Origin of the sequence: Bradyrhizobium arachidis, from assembly GCF_024758505.1 — a bacterium.
In the GTDB taxonomy this organism is placed as follows: Bacteria; Pseudomonadota; Alphaproteobacteria; order Rhizobiales; family Xanthobacteraceae; genus Bradyrhizobium; species Bradyrhizobium manausense_C.
The window spans coordinates 1,761,693-1,784,322 of sequence record NZ_CP077970.1 but is presented as its reverse complement, the minus strand read 5'-3'; the positions used below and the strand labels follow the sequence as shown (position 1 = coordinate 1,784,322).

General features: G+C 56.7%; 15 protein-coding genes and 2 pseudogenes. 4 read left to right on the top strand and 13 right to left on the bottom strand.

Features of this window, described 5'->3' with window-relative positions:
• Positions 1–334 precede the first annotated feature (334 nt).
• Positions 335–1,234 carry a LysR family transcriptional regulator gene (locus tag KUF59_RS07935; RefSeq protein ID WP_258769159.1) on the top strand — a complete coding sequence of 300 codons (900 nt, stop codon included), beginning with the start codon at positions 335–337 and terminating at the stop codon, positions 1,232–1,234.
• Between the two features lie 562 nt (positions 1,235–1,796).
• On the opposite strand, the pseudogene KUF59_RS44320 reads toward KUF59_RS07935, so the two are convergent.
• Together KUF59_RS44320 and KUF59_RS44315 are read right to left on the bottom strand one after the other, a co-directional pair.
• A pseudogene (locus KUF59_RS44320) lies at positions 1,797–2,629 on the bottom strand (trans-sulfuration enzyme family protein).
• Positions 2,626–2,820 carry a PLP-dependent transferase gene (locus KUF59_RS44315; protein ID WP_408918081.1) on the bottom strand — a complete coding sequence of 65 codons (195 nt, stop codon included), beginning with the start codon at positions 2,818–2,820 and terminating at the stop codon, positions 2,626–2,628. Before KUF59_RS44315 ends, KUF59_RS44320 begins: the two are co-directional and overlap by 4 nt.
• A gap of 1,026 nt (positions 2,821–3,846) precedes the next feature.
• Here KUF59_RS44315 and hisC point away from each other — a divergent pair.
• The gene (gene hisC / locus KUF59_RS07930; RefSeq protein ID WP_258769158.1) at positions 3,847–4,938 is read left to right on the top strand and encodes a histidinol-phosphate transaminase; all 1,092 of its coding nucleotides are present in this window, start codon (positions 3,847–3,849) and stop codon (positions 4,936–4,938) included.
• A gap of 44 nt (positions 4,939–4,982) precedes the next feature.
• Positions 4,983–6,014 (top strand): LLM class flavin-dependent oxidoreductase, encoded by a 1,032-nt coding sequence (locus tag KUF59_RS07925; RefSeq protein ID WP_258769157.1) that lies wholly within the window; start codon positions 4,983–4,985, stop codon positions 6,012–6,014.
• Between the two features lie 1,188 nt (positions 6,015–7,202).
• Here the strand turns inward: KUF59_RS07925 and KUF59_RS07920 are convergent.
• The 3 genes from KUF59_RS07920 to trpD all read right to left on the bottom strand — a co-directional run bounded on the left by KUF59_RS07920 (position 7,203) and on the right by trpD (position 10,093).
• Complete coding sequence (locus KUF59_RS07920) at positions 7,203–7,658, bottom strand: flavin reductase family protein (protein ID WP_258769988.1); 456 nt, start codon at positions 7,656–7,658, stop codon at positions 7,203–7,205.
• A gap of 615 nt (positions 7,659–8,273) precedes the next feature.
• The gene (trpC, locus tag KUF59_RS07915) at positions 8,274–9,074 is read right to left on the bottom strand and encodes an indole-3-glycerol phosphate synthase TrpC (RefSeq protein ID WP_258769156.1); all 801 of its coding nucleotides are present in this window, start codon (positions 9,072–9,074) and stop codon (positions 8,274–8,276) included.
• Between the two features lie 5 nt (positions 9,075–9,079).
• Positions 9,080–10,093: an anthranilate phosphoribosyltransferase gene (trpD, locus tag KUF59_RS07910; RefSeq protein WP_258769155.1), complete on the bottom strand. Its 1,014-nt coding sequence runs from the start codon at positions 10,091–10,093 to the stop codon at positions 9,080–9,082.
• Between the two features lie 1,946 nt (positions 10,094–12,039).
• Here trpD and KUF59_RS07905 point away from each other — a divergent pair.
• Positions 12,040–12,306 (top strand): hypothetical protein, encoded by a 267-nt coding sequence (locus KUF59_RS07905; RefSeq protein ID WP_258769154.1) that lies wholly within the window; start codon positions 12,040–12,042, stop codon positions 12,304–12,306.
• 493 nt (positions 12,307–12,799) lie between these two features.
• Here the strand turns inward: KUF59_RS07905 and KUF59_RS07900 are convergent, their stop codons facing one another.
• The 8 genes and pseudogenes from KUF59_RS07900 to KUF59_RS07870 form a co-directional block, all read right to left on the bottom strand.
• Positions 12,800–13,114 (bottom strand): H-NS histone family protein, encoded by a 315-nt coding sequence (locus KUF59_RS07900; protein ID WP_309501000.1) that lies wholly within the window; start codon positions 13,112–13,114, stop codon positions 12,800–12,802.
• A 215-nt stretch (positions 13,115–13,329) separates the two neighbouring features.
• A complete protein-coding gene (locus tag KUF59_RS07895; RefSeq protein ID WP_309500952.1) occupies positions 13,330–13,989 on the bottom strand; it encodes an FkbM family methyltransferase in 660 nt (219 codons plus the stop codon).
• A 293-nt stretch (positions 13,990–14,282) separates the two neighbouring features.
• The gene (locus KUF59_RS07890) at positions 14,283–14,678 is read right to left on the bottom strand and encodes a response regulator (RefSeq protein ID WP_258769152.1); all 396 of its coding nucleotides are present in this window, start codon (positions 14,676–14,678) and stop codon (positions 14,283–14,285) included.
• Between the two features lie 631 nt (positions 14,679–15,309).
• Positions 15,310–15,528, bottom strand: a complete 219-nt coding sequence (locus KUF59_RS44520; RefSeq protein WP_475647880.1) for a DUF7694 domain-containing protein — start codon at positions 15,526–15,528, stop codon at positions 15,310–15,312.
• A gap of 1,828 nt (positions 15,529–17,356) precedes the next feature.
• Positions 17,357–18,667 carry a C4-dicarboxylate transporter DctA gene (gene dctA, locus KUF59_RS07885; RefSeq protein ID WP_309500951.1) on the bottom strand — a complete coding sequence of 437 codons (1,311 nt, stop codon included), beginning with the start codon at positions 18,665–18,667 and terminating at the stop codon, positions 17,357–17,359.
• A gap of 9 nt (positions 18,668–18,676) precedes the next feature.
• Positions 18,677–19,537, bottom strand: coding sequence for an electron transfer flavoprotein subunit beta/FixA family protein (locus KUF59_RS07880; protein ID WP_258769151.1), 861 nt, complete (start codon positions 19,535–19,537; stop codon positions 18,677–18,679).
• 50 nt (positions 19,538–19,587) lie between these two features.
• A complete protein-coding gene (locus KUF59_RS07875; RefSeq protein WP_258769150.1) occupies positions 19,588–19,779 on the bottom strand; it encodes a hypothetical protein in 192 nt (63 codons plus the stop codon).
• A gap of 1,879 nt (positions 19,780–21,658) precedes the next feature.
• Positions 21,659–21,910, bottom strand: a pseudogene (locus KUF59_RS07870) (hypothetical protein); the annotation flags it as partial.
• Positions 21,911–22,630 lie beyond the last annotated feature (720 nt).

Below are 22,630 nucleotides of genomic sequence, written 5' to 3'. Positions count from 1 at the left end.
TCCGGATTACCCGTTGCATTCGAACTGAATGCTGCTACTAGCGGAAACCGAATCGCCTGTAGTCAACGTCGTTGGAGCTGCGGGCACTTCAGCATCATGCTGGACGGTACGCGGCTCGCAGGGAGCGCAAACCGGAAGAGCATGATCAGTATGTAAGACCACGTGTCGAAAACAGAGAACTGCCCCAAACGAGCGAAAACAAGAATAGAATTTTCGGCCCGCAGAGTAGTCCTCGCGGGCCGATGCAGAGATTGGGCGCGAGCTCACCTGGAGAACCGCCGATAGCGCTGCGAATGAATTGATCGACTAGCGTCTATTCGGCTTTGGAATTCACATGGACCTTCGGAAACTACGCGCTTTCGTGGAGGTCGTACGACAAGGCGGATTCTCGAAGGCCGGCAAAGTCGTATTCGCGACGCAGTCTACGGTGAGCAAGGCGGTCAGGCAGCTGGAGGGCGAGATCGGTGTGCCACTACTTGACCGGATCGGCCATCGCAGCAAACTTACCGCTGCCGGCGAGATTGTTTATCGTCGCGCGACCAGGATTCTGACGGAACGAGATGATCTAATTTCCGAGCTGAACGAGCTGCGGGGCCTGAAGTGCGGCAATCTCAAGCTCGGCTTGCCGCCGGTTGGCAGTGGAACGCTGTTCGCGAAGCTATTTGCGATCTATCGCAAAAGTTATCCAGGCGTCGACATCCGGCTCGTGGAGCACGGATGTGAGCGCCTGGAGGAGATTCTGCTGTCGGGCGAGATCGAACTTGCGGCCTCACTTCTTCCAGTATCGGAAGCCTTTGAATGGCAAGACGTCAAACGCGAACCCCTCACTGTTCTGCTACCGGCTGACCACAAGCTTTCACGGTGTCGATCCCTTGATATTCCGACCTTGCGGGAGCTGCCGCTCATCCTCTTCGAAACCGGATTTGCATTGAACCGCGTGATTATGGAGGCTTTCCGACGGCACGGTTTTGAGCCGCGCGTCGTAGCGCGTAGTAGCCAGATTGACTTTATCATCGAGCTTGCGGCTGCGGGCATGGGGGTCGCTTTTCTGCCACGGATGATTGCCGAGCAACGCACACATCTTTCGATCGCCCGGGTGCCGCTCGACGAAGCTGATACGGACTGGCGTATTGCGATGATCTGGCGGCGCGGTGCCTATCTATCGCATGCCGCGAGGGCCTGGCTCGATCTGGTAGCTCGCACGCGGGTCGAAAATCATTCCAACGATGACTGAATTGCAGTCGAACAATTCATGTCCGTCAAACACGCTGCCGCGCAGATGGTTTGGGGGCATTCGCGCTTCGTGACGCCGACTTCTCGCGCGAAACACATTGTCGCAGATCAGGGATCATGCGGAGGTCTGGAAATGTGGGAGATCTCTGGATGACCTCTCCGATGCGATCCACCGAAACAGAACTATTGAATGGAGTCATGTCTGGCACGAGAAGTGGCTGGGTTCGACGGCTAGGCCCGAGGCATATCTGACAGACGAGATTGCCGTCGCTCCTTGAACTCGGGCCAGGCAATCTACATGCATCAACGGCTCTGTTTGATTGTCATCGTTCGCACGTGCCAGTCCCCTGCAAGGACAATCCTCTGGCGCGGAGCTAGTGAGAACCGCGCAATGAGCCTTACAGTTTGCATAACACGTATGCCCACGAGGCTCCGCTGAGCGAGCGCCAGCACGGCAGCCTCAAGGCGTCGCCATTACAACCCGCTTAAGATCAAACACCAAGTCTAACTGACTATTTGACATTGACTGACGAGCTCGCTCCCCTCCCAAAGGCACGATGCCGTCAACTGCAGCTTCGCAGGCGGCGTTCAGGGCGCTCTGCATGTCCACGATCAGCTCGCTGGGACTTTCCATGCCCGCGTGTATGCGAATCAGCGGTCCCAGGAAACGCAAGCGAGGCTTCCGTTCGTTTCGGTGGCCCTGCTCGCAACGCGAGACTTTCGCACCGGCCCCAGGACAAACCAATCCCAAAGATACGCAGGCTACTGAAGAGAACCGACAGTTGCGGCCGCGACATCGGCTTTGGAGCAATCCCAAAGAGTCCACTGACGCCCAGAACGTTTTTTTTCCAAATGACATGGCCGGGATCGTTGGGAAGGGCCAGGTGCAATACTCTCTCGACAGCTGGATGGGTAGGCTGCGCTAGAACGAGGCCGTTTTCCCAATGCCGCTTCATGCGCAAAGCTAGAGTACGAAGTCCGCGGAGGGCCAGATAAATATCATCTGGTCCGCCAATTTCACCGAAATGGTGCGCAGTTGATTTCAGCGCGGGCCATGCCGCTTCATTCGCCGTGGCAACCCCAAGCAACGCATCGGAATGGCCAACAATATACTTCGTCGCAGCCTGGATCGAAATGTCGACACGTGCTCGAACGGCCTGAAATATAGGGGTGCCGCCCACGTATTGTCCATGATTACAAGTGCGTCCGACTGATGTGCAATCGCCGCGAGTGCGGGCAAATCTTGAACCTCGAAGGTCATGGACGATGGCGGTTCCAAATAGATGGCGCGTGTATTTGCGTCTATTTTCGCCGCCAATTCTGACGGCTGGGTTGGACAGAAATATTCCGCCTTGATTTGCAGCCTCGCAAGAACGTTGTCCGCGAAGGCTCTCACGGCGAGTAAACGCCATCACTGATCAGAACAGCGTCGCCCGCTTTAAGACAAGCTAGCACCGAGTGAGTACAAGCAAATTGCCCTGATGGGAAGAGAATCGAACGAAATCCGCCTTCTAGCTTGCAGACGGCAGCCTCAAGCGCGCTCTCCGAAACAATGGTTGAGCCGCGGTAGATCGGCACATTCACCATCCCAGCATGTTCTGCCGGCGCGCGGCCGAGGTGACAAAGTAGAGTTTCCGTGTCTCGTGCGTTCTTTCTTTCTGATTCTTCATGACAATTTCTCTTTCATCGGCATTCCCTTCCCGCTCGCGCCATGTCGCCACGCTCGTGGATCCGCTTGCATGCTTCCGCTGCATTGCTGGTGCAACAACAATGCCAGTCTCAAGCAATGCATCATGCCGGTAATGCCTCTTGAGCGATGACTAGAACGATTCAGTACGACGTTGAAGTTCGCCCCGTTCGTTAGCGGCTGCTCCGCCCCACGACTTGTTCACGAGATTATGTCTGGCGCGGCGCCTTAGCTCGCCCATATCGAGATCGGCACTTTGTAGTGAGGGACACATCTTCCGATGATTGTCGAAACCGCTTGAAACGAACGTAAGGTGAAGTTGTAAACTACCAAAACTGGGGAGGCATCGGGGCCTTCTCTCGAACGAGGATTGTGAATGTCTCAAACGCATATGTTTGCGCCGCGCTCGTCCGTCACGCCTCCCGATCACTTCCGAGGAAGCGCCCGGAAGCATCTGTATGTGCCTGCTGCAGAGCAGCTACATTGGCCCTCCACTCGAAGCATGACCAGGCGCCCGACGGACGTTCGTGAGCGTCGCCGTGGCCGAACAGCAGACGCCATTCTGACTGAAAACGGCAGCCTAGAGCGAAGTGTCGCTGACGTGCTCAAGGTCAGTGATGACTGTCCGCTGAAGTTGAACAGTACCCAAGTTGCGCATTCTTCACTGCTTGATCATGGCAGAGCGCACATCCGACTGACGCACCCTTCACAACACTTGATCGCCCTACGCAAGTTGCGGTTTCTCTTCGCGGTTCATGCAACTGTTAGGATCACCCTCTAAAAACGGGTGAAGCCCCGCGCCGACCGGCTGTGGAGAGACATGGCCGGCCTGCTGGTGGGGAAGCTCATGCGCCAAATACAGAGTGTTTCACTCAGATGGGACCATCGTCATGCTCAGAACCCATGCCTTTCGACGGAGCGACCACATGTCAGACGCACGGCTGCTAAGCGCACTCTCATCCCTTTCACACGTGGCAAAACAGTTAGAAATTCCACCGCCCGCTGCCCCTGAGCTTGACGCAAATTGCGTCAAACTCAACATGAATGAGAACCCATTCCCGTTGCCGGCAATCGTCAGGGAAGCCGCAATTGCAGCCTTTGAGCGGCATTATCTGTACCCGGAGGATGACAATGTCGGCCTACGAGAGGCGGCCGCCTCCGCTTACGGCCTCTCCGCCGATCAGGTGATCGCTGGGAACGGTTCGTCCGAACTTCTCGGCCTTATCTACAACGCATTCCTCGCTCCAGGCGATGTCGTAGCGATGATGTCGCCCGGGTTTTCATTTAACCGCAAACTCGCCATGTTGCACGAAGCCCAATTTCTGGAGATCGGGTGGGGTAAGGACCATTCCCTACCAACGCACCAACTGCTTTTCGGCCCCGCCCGAGATGCCAAGTTCGTCGTGCTCGCCAACCCGAACAATCCGACAGGAACGTTTGTTCCGGTCGCGGATATCGAAAGGCTCGTAGCACAATCGGATCGACTGATCGTACTTGACGAAGCGTATGTCGACTTCGCGCCCGATAACGGGCTACGTCTCGTCAATCGCTATTCAAATCTTCTGCTGTTGCGCACTTTTTCAAAAAGTTATGCCACCGCGGGCCTTCGAGTTGGCTTCGGTTTCGGTCACCCCGAGCTTATCGGCAGGCTTCGTACCATGCAGAACCTCTTCAACATGAATGTGATTGGTCATGCGGTCGGCATGAGCATCATTGCGCATCGAGCGGCTTTCGAGGAGAACCATCGACAGATCATGCTCGAAAGAGAGCGAACGAGCGTCGCGCTATCGAAGCTTGGGTTTACTGTGTTGCCTTCCCACGCCAATTTCTTGCTAGCCCGCGTGCCCGAAGGACACGATGGCGCCTGGTGGCAGGCCACATTGCAGAGGCAGAACGTGCTTGTTGCGTTCTTCCCCGAAAAAGGTCTCGAGAACTTTATACGCATTACGATCGGCACAGAAAGGCAAATGGATGCGTTTCTTTCGACCGTAAGTCGCATTTCTTCATCGTCAATCTGACCCCAAACCAATCGTTATCCAGATTCACTACATGAGGTGATCGAGTGACAAGTACCCTTCCTTCAAAACTAGCGTTCGGCATCTTCGATCACCTGGACGCAGACGGCCATGATGTCGCCAAACAGTATAGTGATCGCCTCCTACTCGCCGAGGCATGCGATCGCCTGGGATTCTATGCTTATCATCTGGCCGAGCACCACTGTACTCCGCATGGGATGAGCCCCGCACCGAATCTGTTTTTGTCTAGCGTCGCACAACGCACAACACACCTTCGCATCGGCCCGATGGTGATGCTGCTTAGCCTTCATCACCCCCTGCGAGCTTTTGAAGAGGCCTGTATGCTGGACCACTTGAGCGGCGGCCGACTTGAGCTTGGCATCGGACGCGGCTCCCTTCCAGTCGAATTGGGCTATTTCGGGGTCAGTGCGGACGCGGCACCAGGCCGTTATGCAGAAGCCAGCGAAATCCTAGTTAAGGCCATGCGAGGCGGCTCGCTCTGCTACGAGGGCGATCATTTCCGGTTGGATGATGTTCCATTGACGCTAACGCCTCATCAGCGACCGCATCCCCCGACATGGATCGCCGTAAATCAACCCGAGTCGGCAAGTTGGGCCGCTGAGATTGGGGCAAACATCGCAAGCATCGGACCTTCATCGTCTGTTCGAAGGGTCACTAATGCCTACCGCTCGCGTCGAGAGATACGCTCAGAGACGAACGATCAATCGTCGCCGTTTCTTGGCTTGCTGCGCATGATCGTAGCTGGCAGTTCTGAAGCAGATGCCTATTCACTCGCTGCGCCGGCTTACGATCGCTGGCTCAAGAACTTTAAGTTCCTTTATGACCGCAACAACATCCCCACTCCACCGAACCTACCCCTCACCTTCGATGCAGCAATCGAGAGTGAGTTGTGCGTCGCCGGGACGGCCGCTTCGATCCGACAAACTCTTCTTAATCATCTCGAAGAGGCGGGTGCGAATTATCTTCTTTGTCAGCTCGCATTTGGTGACCTCCCCCTGGATGCTTCATTGAACACGGCGATTATCATTCGGTCCGTCGCTGGCGCTGGCTGGAGATGAAGCTCACCGTACCGGCGCTGGCGATGAATGGTTGCCTGCTATATCTTTTGACGCCTCCTAAAAACGCTGGCGGCTACCTCGATCATCGCACAGATTCACTTCACGCCCTGACTTGCGCCCGCCCCTAGACTTGAAACGCATGCAGCAAGCTAGGCGGCGTTCCGAATTTGACGAGTTCGGCCTACGAGGTCAGAGCTCCCGGTTTGGCGGCGCGCAATTGTTCCCACGCCAGTGGGGGCGGTACCTTTCGAGCTAGCCTCTTTCGAGGTTACGGCCGCTGTTGGCGAGACCGGGCCTAACGTCACCGGACTGGTTATTGACGAAACCCCTCCGCACGATCTAATCGCCAACAGTAAAGCCGACGCGCGCTGACTCTTGCCACCCGAATTGCACAGTGGGAGGCCGGGATGCATTTCTCGCTCGGCTTATGGCTTGGCCAGCCACGACGGCTTGAAGCTGGAAGTTCGCAGAGCTGCAAGTGATGAAATGGGTCTTTAGAACGCACGCAGGAAAAGCTCAAATCGTCCCCACGCCAAAGGGATTTGCGATCGTATTTGCAGGTGAGACGCTAGAGTACCACAATTCACCGGCAGCAGCGGCCGAGGCACTGGCGAAGGGCGCGTGTCCTTGGCCCTCGGCAGGTGATCCATCGAACATGGGAATTCCCGAGAGCATTGGCGAATGGCAGCGCTTGCCATAGTCTGGTTTGGGAACGGTCGCAAAACTTGGCTCGGTCGATCGAAAGGTCGTGATGATGGCCTGAAGGCGGAGGCGAGATAAGGAATTTTCAAGCCCATGCGGGCGTGAACGCATTGTGCGATGGCGCGGGACATGGAGGCTCTCTATTCAGATCTCGCTTTTCGATACGCGCGCAGGTGGCATTTGCTTTGAGATCGATTCAGTAGCTTTTACGGGCACCAGCGATCAGCTAGCTATAGTCTAGCCCCACCCGCGCTTCTGGTTGGGACCAACGCACCGTCCAGATCAACGAGCGTGATGCCTCCAAGCCTCGCTGAGACGCTAAGCGCATCTCTCAAGGCGGCCTAGAACGCGCAAAAGTCGAGCGGCTCCGTTGGTGACGTCGCTCTCGAGCGAGTATTCTACGTTCATAGCTCCGCTCAGCCACTTCTCTTCTCCAGTTACGAGGCTAGCCACCAGTGTCGAAACGCAACTGCAAGAGACAAACGCTCAACCGCGTGCTAATGTTCGAAGTTCGCCGCGACAGTTAATAAGCGGACTGCCGTCTCCTGGGCGCACCGCAACGGTTCGGCCGATGAATACCCCGTGCGTGCCAACGACGTGGTAGTGGTGTAGAACGCATTCGAGAGCGCAGATTGCGCTTTGCAATAGCGGTACATCGAGGGTCCCCTGATCCCAAGGAGCGGTATCGAACCGTTGGACACCTTTGGAGCCATCCTGGCCGGCAAATCGCAGAGCGATGTCCTGATGATCATTAGCAAGGAGGCTCACGCCAAACCTGCCGTTCGCAAGTATCGCATCGTGTGTCCCGGAATTGGTATTGATGCCAACCAGCAAGCAAGGGGGTTCTATGCAAATCGAGGTAATAGAACTCACCGTTAACCCACGCCGTTCAAGCGCCGCTCCCGTCGCCACGATCGCAACGCTGCTGGCCAGATTTCGCATAGCCCGGCGAAATTCGGCCGCCTCGATTGATTGAATCTCACTCATCTGGCAAGACAACCTACGAACAGCAGCCCGCCTGTGGGGCAACGTTTGGGCCTTCGCGCTGTACGGACCTCGTCTTGCTCGCGGATCTCGGGCTCTCCAGCCTGGCGTCCGAGCAGTCTGCGCCTTGTCGTTCGCATTAGGTGGTCTTTTCTCGAGGATCGATTGGGCGACACTTCTGGCCTCGACTTGAAGTCGCCGAGTCTGATCGATACCGCCATCTGGGATGACTGGGAATGTCGATTGTGGTCAGCTGCGATCGAGCAGCCAGCTGATTGTGCCGACATGTACGTTCTCGCACGTCGATTCTATTTTTCGGGTGGTCCGAGGTGGCCTTCCTTTCCGATCGATATGCATTCTTTCGGCTCGGTTTGACACATTGAGTAGGCGTCTTCATTGGAGAACTGGTCCCAAGGTCGATTTCGAACTCGTCGCACCAGAACTATTTGCCTTAGCGGGTTGCACTTTGACGCGTGCTCCCGATCCAGTGGTCACGTGAAGGCTGCTATTCTCGGAGCGTTATCAACTGGTTGGAGGATTTGGTTGTCATTGATATGCCCCGGTGGCTGCAGCTTAGTTTTTTGAAAGCAGCGCGCGAGTTGCTGTCGTCAGGTCGGACTGACGCATTAGACTTTCGCCCACGAGGAAGGTTGCGATACCGGCTCGTGCGAGCCGCTCGAGATCAGTGAACGCGCAGATTCCGCTTTCGCTGACAATCAGTCGATCCTTCGGGATTAGCGGTGCCAACGTTTCACTTGTCTTGAGATTTGTCACAAACGTCCGCAGGTTGCGGTTGTTGATGCCAATCATCTGCGAGCGAAGCTTGAGGGCGCGATCAAGCTCGGAGCGGTCATGGATCTCAATCAACACATCCATACCGTACGCTAAGGCCGCAGCCTCGAGGTCACTGGCAGCCCCGTCGTCCAGCGCCGCCATAATCAGCAGAATGCAGTCGGCGCCACGGGCGCGAGCCTCGATCACCTGATAAGTGTCGAAAATGAAATCCTTGCGCAAAACTGGCAGATTGGTGGCGGCGCGCGCCGCTTCCATAAAATCAAGGTCCCCCATAAAGGATGGTTTGTCCGTCAAGACCGAGAGACAGGCCGCGCCCCCTGCTTCATATGATCTGGCAAGCGACGGCGGATGGAAGTCGGTGCGAATGAGTCCCTTCGACGGCGACGCTCTTTTGACCTCAGCGATGAGGGCATAGCCACCCGACGCGTGCTTTTTGCGAATTGTGCTTAGAAACCCGCGCGGAGACGGCGCACGCCGTGCGTACGCGTCGAGCTCGGCACGTGGAAGCGCGCGCCTGGCAACTGCGATTTCTTCGCGCTTATATGTCTCAATTTTCGTCAGAATGTCGGGGTCAGTCATCTTGTCTATTCGGCGTTGGAGACTGCGACCAGATGCTTCAGCCGCGCGGCGGCGGCGCCACTGCCAAGTGATTCCTGTCCGAGACGCACGCCTTCCTTCAAAGTTGTGGCGCGACCGGCCACTATAAAGGCCCCTGCCGCGTTCAAGAGAGCAACATCGCGATATGGGCCTGGCATACCTTCGAGCACGCTTCGTAGTGCAATCGCGTTGGTATGGGGGTCCCCACCCCTCAGTCCCTCCTCTCCGTAACGGGGGAGCCCGGCCTCTTCCGGCGTTACCTCGAAGCTGCGAATCTGGCCTTTGTCGAGGGCGGTGACAAAGGTAGGGCCGGTGAGCGTGATCTCGTCCAGCCCATCGCTGCCGTGCACCACCCACGCCGATTCCGCGCCCAGCCTCTTGCAGACTTCGGCTAAAGGCTGCACCCACTTCCGCGAAAACACGCCGATCATCTGCCGCTTCACGCCCGCAGGATTGCAGAGCGGCCCGACGAGATTAAATATTGTGCGGGTCGCGAGCTCGACCCGGGTTGCGCTCACGTTTTTCAGCGCCGGATGGTGGGTCGGCGCAAACATGAACCCGATGCCGGCATCCCGGACACAGCGAGCGACATCTTCCGCATTCAAGTCGATCTTGACGCCGAGCGATGCCAGTACATCTGCCGAGCCCGAGCGTGAGGAGAGTGCGCGATTGCCATGCTTGGCGACAGGAATGCCGGCGCCCGCGATGATGAAAGAAGCACATGTCGAGACGTTGACCGAACCCAAACCGTCGCCGCCGGTGCCCGCAATGTCAATCGATCCGGCGGGGGCATCGACCCGCAGCATTTTGCTGCGCATCGCGGAAACCGCGCCGGTGATTTCCTCCACTGTCTCGCCACGCACCCTCAGCGCCAACAGCAACCCGCCCATTTGCGAGGGCGTTGCCTGACCCGACATCATACTGTCGAACGCTAAGGCCATTTCCTGGTGGTTCAACAGAGCGCCGCTCGCGACTTTGGCCATGATCAATTTGAGATCCATCGCGTGCACTCAGACCGGTCGGAGTGTGTTGGTAACATTGACGGTTGGGCAAGAGCGGGTGGGTCCAGCGAGGCGCCCATTTTTCAACGCGGGAGCCGAGGAAGACCACAGTTTCGGCTCTTTATGGCTTTCCGCCTGTCCGACACCGCCCTGGCCTCGACGAACGACTGGGCAATATTTTGCACCATCCACGGAAGCGCGCGGCAACCATAAGATGCTCCAGATCTCGTCTCCACCAACAGCCACCCCCATCGGCATTCACGCGAACCGCGAGCGCAGCTGCATTGGCGCGACGGTCGCTTTTGATCGTGATCGATTTTTGAAGCCTACAACTTGACGCTGCGATAGCTTCAAGCGATTTCAGTGAACGAGTTTGAGGCCACACACTCACAAACGCAGGCGGACTTCTCGCCAAAACTGGCGCGCATCAGCCTGGCGAACATTTGCCACACGACTTACCCTCGACGCCGTTCCGCTCGCAATCTCGAGACGCCTCCCTACGGGACCTTGGTAATACCTCTGCCGCTGTCGCGATTGAGCACCGACTCGCCCCCGCAAACAGAGAAAAACCGCCTGCCTAGCAGCGATGGGCCGGCTCCGTTGGTCCACGGTGGAACGATGGCAATGATCAAGGGGCCAACGGTGCAATCTCAAGACGGCATGTGGCCGGAGCGGATCTTTCTGGTCAAAACCGCTCCGCGCGTGGTCCCAAGCACACGAAAAGACACGTGAGATCGAGAATGGACGCCGGAACAGGCGGTCGCCCTTCAATCTCACGAACTCTCCCTGCTCAATATGTTTCCTATCAAGATTCTTGCTTTTCGTGGGACCGCATCGAGTTCGATCGGCGCCTTGACATTTAGAAGACCCCCCGCCGGTGCACCCGGCGGGGGCTCTGCAGGTGGATGACGCGAGGCTCGCGAACGAGGTGTCGCATCAAGGACCCGCACTCATTGAACGCTCTGACCACCGGCTAGCTCGGATTTCGTTGTCCGCACCAGCGCCTTGCGTCCATGATCGCGTACGGTCGATAAGATGGGTATCGATTACCGGAAGGCGCCCATGCGCGTTATCCGCTGAACCGCCGACTAGGCACAGCTTTCGGCTATCCGCCTCAGGTCTAAGTCCCCGCTCTTATTATAAAACATCAGAATGCTCTGCGCTTAGACAATTCAGTCGGACGTTCTGTAATGCGGGATGTTGGCCGAAGGTAAGGCCCGTACAGACGATAGCGCTCACGCCTTTTTCGAGAGCGCCATGCGCGGATAGCGTAGCCAGCTGCAAACCCCCCGAACAAAATCGGAAGCAGAACTAGAAACAGCATCATTGAGAGGTCTCTCTTTCCAAAGCGGCTGCGCTTTCCGAGCGGAACAGCGAGGAGATCATGAAACGGCCCTTCCTTGTTGTTTGTGTCGACACTAATTTGGGATTCTACAACTTGACGCTGGGTCCGGTTCAAGCCCTCGAAAGTTCTCGCGCGCAACATTATGCTGCTGGAGAAGCAGCAGCCGAAACTGCTTCACTCTAGGCCAGGTCGCCTAAGATGGATTTGATGATGTCCGCCGACTTAGCTCAGCCGCTCACCTTGCGGCATCAGCCCATGTGCATTACCTCGCGGGTCAGAAACGAATCATCTGTGGCAATGAGCCACCTTCCTGCTCGTGGAACATCGGCATTCGCTCAATCGTGTCTCGCCCAGCTGCGCTCGTGCGACGGCACTGAGCGAAGCCTTCAGGAGGCAACCGGATCAATTCGCCACGGATGACTCATGACAGGCACCCGAAAGCGTCGTGCTCCGCTGACATGACCGGGCCTCGAGCTGGCGCTGCGCGCGGACGCAGCGAAGCTTGTTTGGGATCGGTAACTTGCAGCTTGACGTGGGGTTTACTGATCCTACAGAAGTCATAGATGGATACTCCTCGCAACTGCGATCCTAAGGCTACGAAATGAAGGTGAAAGAGCTTATTGAGGTTCTATCAGGATGCGAGCCGGATGCTGATGTCGTCATCCCGGACTCGTTTTCACCACATGGTGCCTTCGCCGTGGTGAAAGCTGTCCAGACCGGGTGGACTTATAATCCGCAGCTTGCGATCGACGATATGTCCTTTTGGATCGATGGGGTCGACTATGTGGAGCCGCCGCGCGGTAGCTATATAGCTCGTGGAGTGAGGCTGCTCGGTCCAAAATGTGGACCTGTACTCGAAATCCAATAGATCCTCAGAAACGGCTAACGTCGTAGCTAGCTTTAAGACATCGATTGCCCGTCATCGCCCTCAACGACTTTGTGACGCACCTGACAGCACCTTCTTTGCCGCCCGGGTGCTTTGGGTCGCGAACACAAACACATGGAAGAAGACGGACCAGATCTCTTTCAGCCGATGATGCGTAGCACGTTGCTCCGCTGTCTAGCCGATCAGTAATCCTTCACTGAAAGGCCTTGGGGCCCCAAAAGAGGATGTCGAAATCCGTTCGCGGAGAAGATTTGTCGAAAGTCTAGAAATTAAGACCATCGGCTCTCGCTGGGCGGCGTTGGCCGCTCAGGTTGAGCTATTAGTGACCTGGAAAGTGCGGAAGCGCAGAGCCGAAGGTTCTGACGCGGCTATCGAGCATTTGCGAGACACGCATGAAGAAAGCCGCAACTACAGAGCCAACAGCTCAAAACAGGCATGGTCGCAGTAAGTCGAATCGGAATTGCTGACCGGCTTGTCAGGCTTTGTGGCGACGCCTACGTGCAGGTCGGTCAATGAGGAAGTCATCCAACTTTCGGCCGGCACGAAGTTGCGGGTCGAGCCATCTGGGTAATTTCCCACGCCCTGACCAGGTTTGCGCCGGGTTCTTCGGATTTCGATACTTTGGCCGCACAGGCGGGTAGGGCCGACGCTCACGGGCGGGCCGGGTGGGCTTCTCGAGCGCTCCGATGGTTCGCAGCCGCTCCTCGAGGATGACCTTTTCCGTCGCAATCCGTTGAGTTAGAGCGGCAGACACCTTCGCGTGGAGATTCCACAGCTCGTCGACACTCATTGACTTCAGATCATTCATCTTCATTGCGGTCTGCCAACGCGAGAACTTTCGTTGATCAATTACTCGCGCGCGAACTAATCTGCAAGCGCTATCGCGAGAGCGAAACGAATAACCTCATAACCATCGCTTGCCCTAGCGACCCTGACCCGAACTGCGCTGCCGCATCACGCGGTCACGTGATGCGGCCTCTCGCAGCAAAGAAAGCAGAGACCGCGTTAACAGCCCGTATTCCTGAGCAACACATCACCCTCCACTTCGCGGGGATAGAGCCTTACCACTTCAAACGATGGTAAAAGCTCAAGTATGGCGTGCAGGGACAGCTGGCCTTCATAAAGCTCGCGATCACTATATTCCGTGTAGATGAACCGCGTATTGCTCAAAGCCCGTTTGCCACCAGCGATGACATCGGACTCCGCTCCCTGAACATCCATCCAAATCAAATCAATCTTGTCCACGTTAGCTTCACTGGTCCAGTCATCCAGCCTTCGAGTTTCAACCGAGATTGGATGATCAAATCGAACCCATTCATATTCAGCAAGATGGTTCTTTGGCCGACGTATTGAGCCAGAGAGGTCCCATTCCTCCACCTCCCCATCCCCATTGCTTGGATGGAAATCAATCTTTCCATTTCGATCGCTGATCGCGATCTCAAACAGCCTCACTTTGTCGAGGTCCAGATGCATGTTCTTCTTAAAGCGGACCACAGCACGGGGGTCCGGCTCAAAACAGTAGAACAGCGCCTCGGGGCACAGCTCGAGAAACCGTTTTGTGTCGGTTCCATCATTACAGCCGATATCTAAGATAACGGGGCTTGGCTTTTCCAGAAGTGAAACAAGCTGCTCGTGCACATCTAAAGACGACGTCGATTCTAGCATGCGCTGAAGTCCTCATGCATGGACTGCGGTATCGGCGTCCGTAAACCTTCTCTGAACAGCGGCGTCATCTTCATTGAACCTCTCTCCTAGTTAAATGCACGTGCGATTCCTGCCGCGCCAGCATCAGCCAACGCTTTGGCGCCTGCGTTCGGTCCACTTTCAACGCGCTGGAAAGCGGGATCGTGCTGCCAAACGATTTGAGGTCGGCATGATAAATACTCTCATCCCATTCGCCGCCAGGGTCGGGCTCAACTAGCCCGCACGACGGGATCTCCAAGCTTGTATGCCCATATTCAAGGGCGACCTCGAATTGTCTTTCGGTCTTTGAATGTCGATTTTATGCACGCAAGCAGTTCGCCTTTGTCGAACGGCTTACGCAGAACCTGTGACACGCCGGCTTGCAGCGCGCGCGCACGGTTGTCGTCGTCGGGGCCAGCCACAAGCAGGATGGTGGGAATTGTTTTTCCGGATGCGATGAGCTGCTCGTATAAGTCGAGCCCACTTGCGCTCGTCAACTGCATGTCCGCGATCAAACAAGACGTCCTGATGTCGCTTTTTGAGCTGAGGAATTCATCTGCACTTCGGAAGAGCTCGGCCACGCAGCCGGCTGCAATAATCATGTCCATTAGTGGTTCGCGAACCGACTGATCGTCGCACACGACGGAGATGATATTGAGCGTGTGGGCCACTCGGACTAGATCTAGGAGGGACCTCTTCTGCACTTGCGAGGCGACCTGACCGCACTTCACTCGATTCTTCTGAAGCAGCATTAGACACCTGCAATCGATAGTTCTCGCCTTCGCCGCGAGGCTAAGACCCGAGCAAGCGGTGATTCAATCGAACGGAAGTAGGTATCCAACATAGAAGTGGTTGCACTATTTATACGAAGGTTTGCCGGCAGCCGTCGACCACGCGCCTCTGGCAAGTTTTGGCGCGAGTCACCAAAAACACGTTGCTTTAATCGGCATCCGCACTCGATGTTCGAGGCGAACCTGAGAATTCCTCTTGGTGCCATCCTGATCGGCCTGAATTCATCTCTTCGAAGTGGTTTTGCTTATCCGCCGTTCTCGGTAGCTCGTAAAATCGATTGTATCGATAGAACATATCCGAACAGTGGATGGGTCCGCATCATAAGCAAAGGCTGGCGGATGACTGCGGGTCACGGATCCACGTCGCTGGTTCCTGAGCCCACAAAATGGACCCGATGCACCGTCCACGCTTCATGCCCGCGGACCTGCCTGCAGCGCCTATCCGTCACGAGGATGACGAGTCTCAATTGTTGATCGCGCGTTCTCCCTCAAGACGTCCCATGGGTCCGGGTCATCCGACAACCCGTATTTGTGCAGCGAGCCTAGCCGCTTCGGATGGACCAATCCCGACTATGCCGACGAGCCCCGAGGGTGGTGTTGGAATTTCCTGCCTAGTCGGCCTCCAGAGATGCAGACAGTATCGGTTATTGTTCACGTATTCGGACCGGGGCGGATGAAGCTGCATCACGCACTCTTCCTCGTCCCAAAATAGATCCTTGACGAAGCACATCTCCTGCCAATTCGGACAGCGCCGCGGGATCGAAACGGAGACATGTTCCCAGCCCGCGTGGAGCATTCCAACGATCTTGAGTTTACAGCCGCAGGGTCCCTGCACAATGAAGAGACCGCAAGGACCTGATCCCGGTGCGCTGGCGAATTGTCCATATCGTACGCGACCGTCCTCAAGCTGGTCCGCAATTTGCGCTCTCATGCTAGCTCCTTTGTCGCGCAGATACACTGGATCTGACGGAGATCACGTTCTGCTCAGACGCTTTCTCGATCACTGCCGAGCAATGACCCTTCTGCTTCCTCATCCGTTCACCTTCTGCTCAATGAGATGCGTCGTTGTTCCGCGCGGTCAGCTCTGCTTTGACGTGCTCATCCTGATTCGGCGCAAGGGGCCATCGGGCTGAAGCTGGGCAAGTGCCCCAGATTAAGCGACAGGGAATGCCACGGTTGCCGCCACTCCCATTGACTCGCTCGTAGGATCTGATCTGAACGACCCAATTCCGCTTCGAGCCTCCCGAGCACCAGAAGCAACGCTAGCTCACCTATAAGCGACGAGCGGCGGCCTTAACGCCGAACTCCAGCGTAACTCGTTGCAAACCATCAAGCGGCCCGTCTCGTGAAGTGAACGGTTGATCCTACCAATGGTAGACTGCGCCATCACTACCGCTTTCCTTAAGTTCTGCGAGAGGGGTTGTTTTGTCGAACGACGGCCACGCCGATCATACTGTCTTATTCGGACCAAGGTCTGAGGGAAGACGAACCCGCACTATTTGATCCGATGGCGCGATCGGTCTCATCCGCTGCTTGATTTCGAGGTCGCCATGGATCGGAGCCAAAGGAAATGGACCCGCCGCGTCCGCCCTCAAATGCTCCTTCTGCCATTGCCGCCCGCGTGCGGGCGCTTCGATACGAGCGCTGCGACCATACGGATCCTGATCTCGCTTGTGCCCTTCATCGCGCATTGATTTGCTCTTTACACGTGTTTGATCCCCGCGAGGCCGCCAACTCTCCTTCAGAGCCGACTACATCGACCCACGTGTCGCCGTAAAGCCGATCGCGATTGTCTGAAGACCTACAACCTGACGCAACGTCAGATTCAAGCCACTCCAGCGGCGGGCTAGGCCTTATTCACTACCCAGCCAGCACCGTAGCTTGTTGAGGCCCGCGCTACGACGCTAGCGCTGCGAGGCAGCCAGAAAAGGAGCGGGTTTGGTGCGACGTTAAACCGCCAAGCATTCGACAAGGAATTCCCAATTCCGGCCACGAACATCGCTAAGACATAGCACGAGCTAAAAAGGGGGACGACTCATGCAAGCACTACGGGACTGGACCATTAACTCTCCAATACGGAAAGATGCGGAGATCGAACAACTTCAGACCCAGTTGGAGGACCTGAACCAACGTCTGAATGAACTTGAGTGTCAGATTCCAGATCTTTCGGCCATAGCGGTAAGAGCGCTCACGTTATCTCGGGACATTGAGGATATTCGTTGCTCGGCGGACTCGATTAACGCACTAACAGAACTTCTTCGGAGATAGCATTGTCTCGTTTCTGTCGCGGCATGGAACACGTTGCGTACCTTACATCTGAATGTGTCGCCTCCAGATACCCGTCGCGAGCCTGCGGCTGCTGTCCATGAGCTATAGAGCAATCGGCTACGTCCGGCTCTACCGAGATCTTCAGATATCGAAATCCCCTGTCATTTTGTTTTGGCAGCGGAATTCGGATCGCTAGTTACCCTCCGGTCATGCCTAGTTCTTCAGCCGCACGGATTGGCGCCACGTTCGAGCCGGTTATCCCAAGATCCGGAGCCTAACGCCCGCCTAACCTATCCTGATTTCCTGAGGCTCGTGGGGTCGATTCGGCAGACGCGCCCATTGAGCTTCTTGCGGTCGAGCTCGCCTTCCCACCAAGCGACGATCACGCAGGCGACGCCGTTGCCGCACAGGTTGGTTAGGGCGCGGCATTCGCTCATGAATTTGTCGATGCCGAGCACGATCGCCATACCAGGCACGAGCCGCGGATCGACCACCGCGAGTGTCGCGGCGAGCGTGATGAAGCCCGCTCCGGTGATGCCGGAGGCGCCCTTAGAGGTCAGCATGGCCACGACCAGGATGGTCATCTGCTGGCCCAAGGTGAGGTCAAAGCCAAGCGCCTGCGCGATGAATAGGGTCGACAACGTCATGTAGATGTTGGTGCCGTCGAGGTTGAACGAGTATCCCGTAGGAACCACGAGGCCGACCACCGATTTGGAGCAGCCGAGGCGTTCCAGCTTCTCCATCAAGGACGGCAGCGCGCTCTCGGACGACGAGGTGCCGAGCACGATCAGCAGCTCGTCCTTGATGTAGGCAATGAATTTGAAGATCGAGAAACCGGCGAAGCGCGCGATGGTGCCGAGCACGATGATCACGAACAATGCCGCGGTGATGTAGAACGTCGCGATCAGCCCGATCAGATTGAGGATCGCGCCGGTGCCGAACTTGCCGATGGTATAAGCCATCGCGCCGAACGCCCCGATTGGTGCTGCGCGCATCACGATCGAGATCACGCCGAACACGGCATGGGCGGCATCGTCAATGAAGTTGCGGATCGCATGGCCGCGCTGGCCGAGACCCATGATGGCGAAGCCGAACAGGACCGAGAACAGCAGCACCTGGAGGATCTCGCCCTGCGCGAAGGCGCCCACCACGGTGTCGGGAATGATGTGCAGGATGAAGTCGACGGACTTCTGTCCCTCGGCCTGCTTGGCGTAGTTGGCGACCGCATTCGCGCTCGCGGCAGCGCTGCCGAAGCCCGCGCCCGGCTTGACGATATTGCCGACGATGAGCCCGATCAGGAGAGCAAACGTCGACACAATCTCGAAATAGACCAGCGCTTTGATGCCGATGCGACCGACCTTCTTGGCATCCTGGATGTGGGAGATTCCGGAGACGACCGTGCAGAAGATGATCGGGGCGATCACCATCTTGATCAGCTTGATGAAGCCGTCGCCCATCGCCTTGATCCAGTCGTTGGTGGCGACCGAAGGCCATAGCCAGCCAACGATGGTGCCCAGCAAAATGGCGATCAATACCTGGGCGTACAGAATCTTGTACCAAGGCTTCATGGGCAGCACCACGACGCGAAGATCGAGAGACATTTCAACGGCTCATCGCTCCGAGCCCACGTCGGAAGCGCGCGACAGCGCTGCAAGTTCAGCTTCAAGCTTCGGCCGTTGCTTGAAAATTGCATCGATTAATGCCGGCACAGGTTGATCGGCACCCTCGACCAGCATTGCTTTCTCGGCGCGCTTGGAGGGAGCGAACACACGCTTAACGATTGTTGGAGAGCCCTTAAGACCACATTTCGAGATATCTGCTATACCTGCATCCTGCGCGTTCCATTTTACGATGTCAGTGCGTGCCGCCCGCAGCGCATCCGTCATACCACCTCGCCGGATCTCGTTTGTCGCCTCCAGCATGGTAATGAGACATGGAAGCTTGGTGCGCAGCACCTGCACGCCGCCCTCCGACCGTCGCTCTACCTCGATTGCGCGCGCCGCGAGATCCAGGCTCTTGATCTCGGCGACGTAGGTGAGCTGAACCACGCCGAGCCGCTTGGCAATACCAGGCCCAACCTGCGCAGTGTCGCCATCGATTGTCTGCTTGCCGGCGAAGATAAGGTCGGGCGGGCCGTACTCTTCTCCGATCTTACGAATAGCCGCCGCCAGCGCGTAAGTCGTCGCCAGCGTATCGGCCCCTGCGAAAACACGATCGGTGAGCAACACAGCTCGATCTGCACCGAAGGTCAGCGCCTTTCGCAGCGAGTCTTCGGCGGCTGGCGGGCCCATTGTCAGAACAGTGATCTCGCCGCCGATCTCGTCGCGTAGCTCCATGGCGGCCTCGAGCGCAAACAAATCGTAAGGATTGACGATTGTCGGTACGCCCTGGCGCATAATGGTGTTCGTTACGGGATGGACGCGAATCTGCGCGGAGTCCGGAACCTGCTTTATGCAGACGACGTTGTGCATCGGCTATCTCTCCAATAGCTGTGGGGAAGTGGGGACTAGAACGGCAGACCTCACACCGGTGGACGGGCATCGAGAATCAGACGTTGATGTAAGTGGATGGGCGCGGACTCACCGCTGGCGATGGTTGGTGGCGGTAACGCAACAATGCCGACGATACGTCGAAGATAGGACAATGGCTTTCGCATGTTCAGACCAGCATGCGACAAGCGATACGGCGGCTGTGATTGGTCGAGGCGTTCCATACGAGTATCCCTTCGGGCGACCTTCAATCTGAGGCCGTCTCAAGTTTTTGAATTGCCGCCAGGCCATGCGGGTTCCTGGCTTAGAGAGCGGAACAGGGCGGGCCTGGCGAACGAGCGGGGGCGCGCCGGCCCGCCCCTACATCACCAGGCTGTGTGGCGATGCTACGTTGAATAAAGCAAGTCGTGTGCCGCAACCGAGAGCGCTGCTTTCACAAGGAATTCGCACCAGCATCCTCGAAGGGGACAGCTTTTGTGAACATCAAGTCATTCGAATTGTCACCAAGGCAACAATTGGTCCACGGTCTCCCACGTATGTTTGGCAACGGCCTGCAGCCATGACATTCGTCCGCTCATTGTTTTTCATCCGGAATGTTTGCGGCCTTCGGAGCCCACGAGTGGGCCGTCTGCTGCCAAGAAGCAATTCATGCTGTAGGAGCGTGCAGTCCGAACCGCTTCGCAAACGTTGGGCCCGGACTGCGCAGCAATCCGAGCCCATAGCCTCAGCAACACGGTAGCGCGGTTGTTCGGCTACAAGCACAACGTAGATGGAGATGCTCTTAGGGCGCATTGATGTCGCTCAAGAGCTGCGTGTCGGCAAGCTGGGAGGGTCGAAAACTCACATCGCAAACAGTGGCCGACCGAAGATCGTGCAACAGGCTGCCGCTTGCGGTTCAAGAGGGTGCCTAGACCCGAATAGTCTTTGGACAATTTCTGCACGAATGTCCTCCGGGGATTGAATCGTACCTAGCGTCAAGTTGTAGGAATAGCTCAACGAAGTCGCTTTCTCGGTTGAGAATCCCGACCTCAACTGCATAGCAAACGAACGGCTAACTCTTCCGGTTTCGTGAAACGAATGATGCTGCACTCTTCTTTCTCGACCGGATGAACTCGTTTGCATGGTTGGGTTGGACTTTCGATTGCCCAGTCGTGTTGGCGTTCGCATGATCCTCCTTTCGCTGTTGGTCACGAGCACCGACCGTGGTGGATCGAACGTTGATGTTTCGACCCTCCCATCATCAGTCTAGCCAACGCTGGGCGCGGTATGGATCACAAACCGCAACCAGCTTTACGTGGGAGAGAACCGAGATGACGTTAGAGCTCAAGCCGACTGCTGGGGCGCGGGCGCAGAACAACGCCAAACAAGCCAGTTGAGATGCGATGGCAACATTTGCGCGCCTGGTTGAACGGAGCAAGTATGGAAGGCATTGATTTGTTCGTAATCGTCCTAGCCGGATTAACCTTGGGGGGCTTGGCTGCTACCATCGCACGTGAGACGTCCGAGCGTGAGTTGTGTTGGTGGGAGTACTTCGCGCTGTGGGCCGCCTCAATCGCTCTGCTGTGCTTCATCGTCCGTATAATGGGTGTGGCTGAGGCATGATCGCGGAATCCAAGTAGGCCGCAACCGCATGAGCACGCCCGAGCGGAAATAGGCGAACGCTCGATCACGAGAGCGGCAAGCTACCGCGAATCCGTTCCCTGTCTTGATCTCTGGCAGCGTCACACGCGTTTCGCGCGCAACGACGCGCGTAGAACACGTAAGAGGACACATGCGCGCAGCGCGGAAAACGCCGGAGACCGCACGGATCAGATCACTGCGATCGCTTTTTCGACTTCTCTGCGTGCAAGGCAAGGCCGATGCCGTATGCAGGGAACGAAACACCTGCGGCATACCGTCTCTCATCAGCGGGAATGAACTAGCCGCGGCATCCCGTCGCAGCCGAACCGGGACATGGACCACGGGAATGAGACTTGAGGACACACCTTTCCCAGGCAGCTCATTCTAGCGTCCACGTCATCGGCACGAATTTCTTGATCCGTGTTCAGACTCTCATTGCTCGGACGCAGATTCGTTCATTTCCGGCGGCAGCTGTGCAACGACCGGCCGCGCTTCCATCAGATCGAGGACGGCACGGCCCTCTTCAGTGATACGCCAGCCACCGTTCATCCGCTCAACGAGTTTCTGAGAAAAGATGTCGAGGTTCTGGACACGCGCAGCCATTCTCGCCGTGCGCTCGGCCCACTCGCGACCACTCGTCGCTAGAATCGCCATGTCGCGTTTAAGCTCCGCCATCGGCGCGAAGCCGTCCGGATAGCTCACAAGGATCTTTAGGACGGTAACTTGGAAATTCACCTGAATGAGACATCATATTGTCCGCGCCTATCGCCACATGGTCGGTGCTTCACGAAGCGCTTCGACACCAATCTGCTTGAGGCGGCTGGGCATCGTTTCGCCTCTGGTGGCGGCTTCCAAAAGTCTAGCGGCCACATGGGCGCGGACGCCCGTTTCGTAGCGAGAAATGCTCGCGCAGACCTCATCGAGGACAGCGCGTAGAAGGTCGGCGGTAGCGGCATCCAACATTTGGAGATCCCCATGCCCTCATGAGGAAGATAATACGGATCGCGTGTTCCTAAATTCAAGTGGGATAAATCACCTAGCTTCTATTACTGCTTGACCCGTGCCTGCCCCAAATCATCCCAGGGCGTTTTGTCCAACTCCTTATGCGGATCGCGCTAGCAATGTCGTGCTCCCATCACCCTTCGCCGATTGACGATGGTTTTGATGACTCGCTCCCTCTAGCTGCCTGCAAAGAGGCGGATGTAGAAGGCTGGCGTTCTCATTGCGAGGTAGCCAAGGTCTCCATTTGGATTGATGCAAGGAGTTCTGTGTCCACGCATTAATTCCGCGCCTGATCGCATTTTTTGATGGATTTCACTCGCTCGCTCTGATGGTGGATCCTCACGATTTCGATTTGTCTTTATCGCTCTGAGATTGCGGCGCCTAAATAACATCGTGGGCGGGCCTGCGACCGCCGACAGAGAGTGCATGTCAGAGCATCTAAGGCCGCATCCC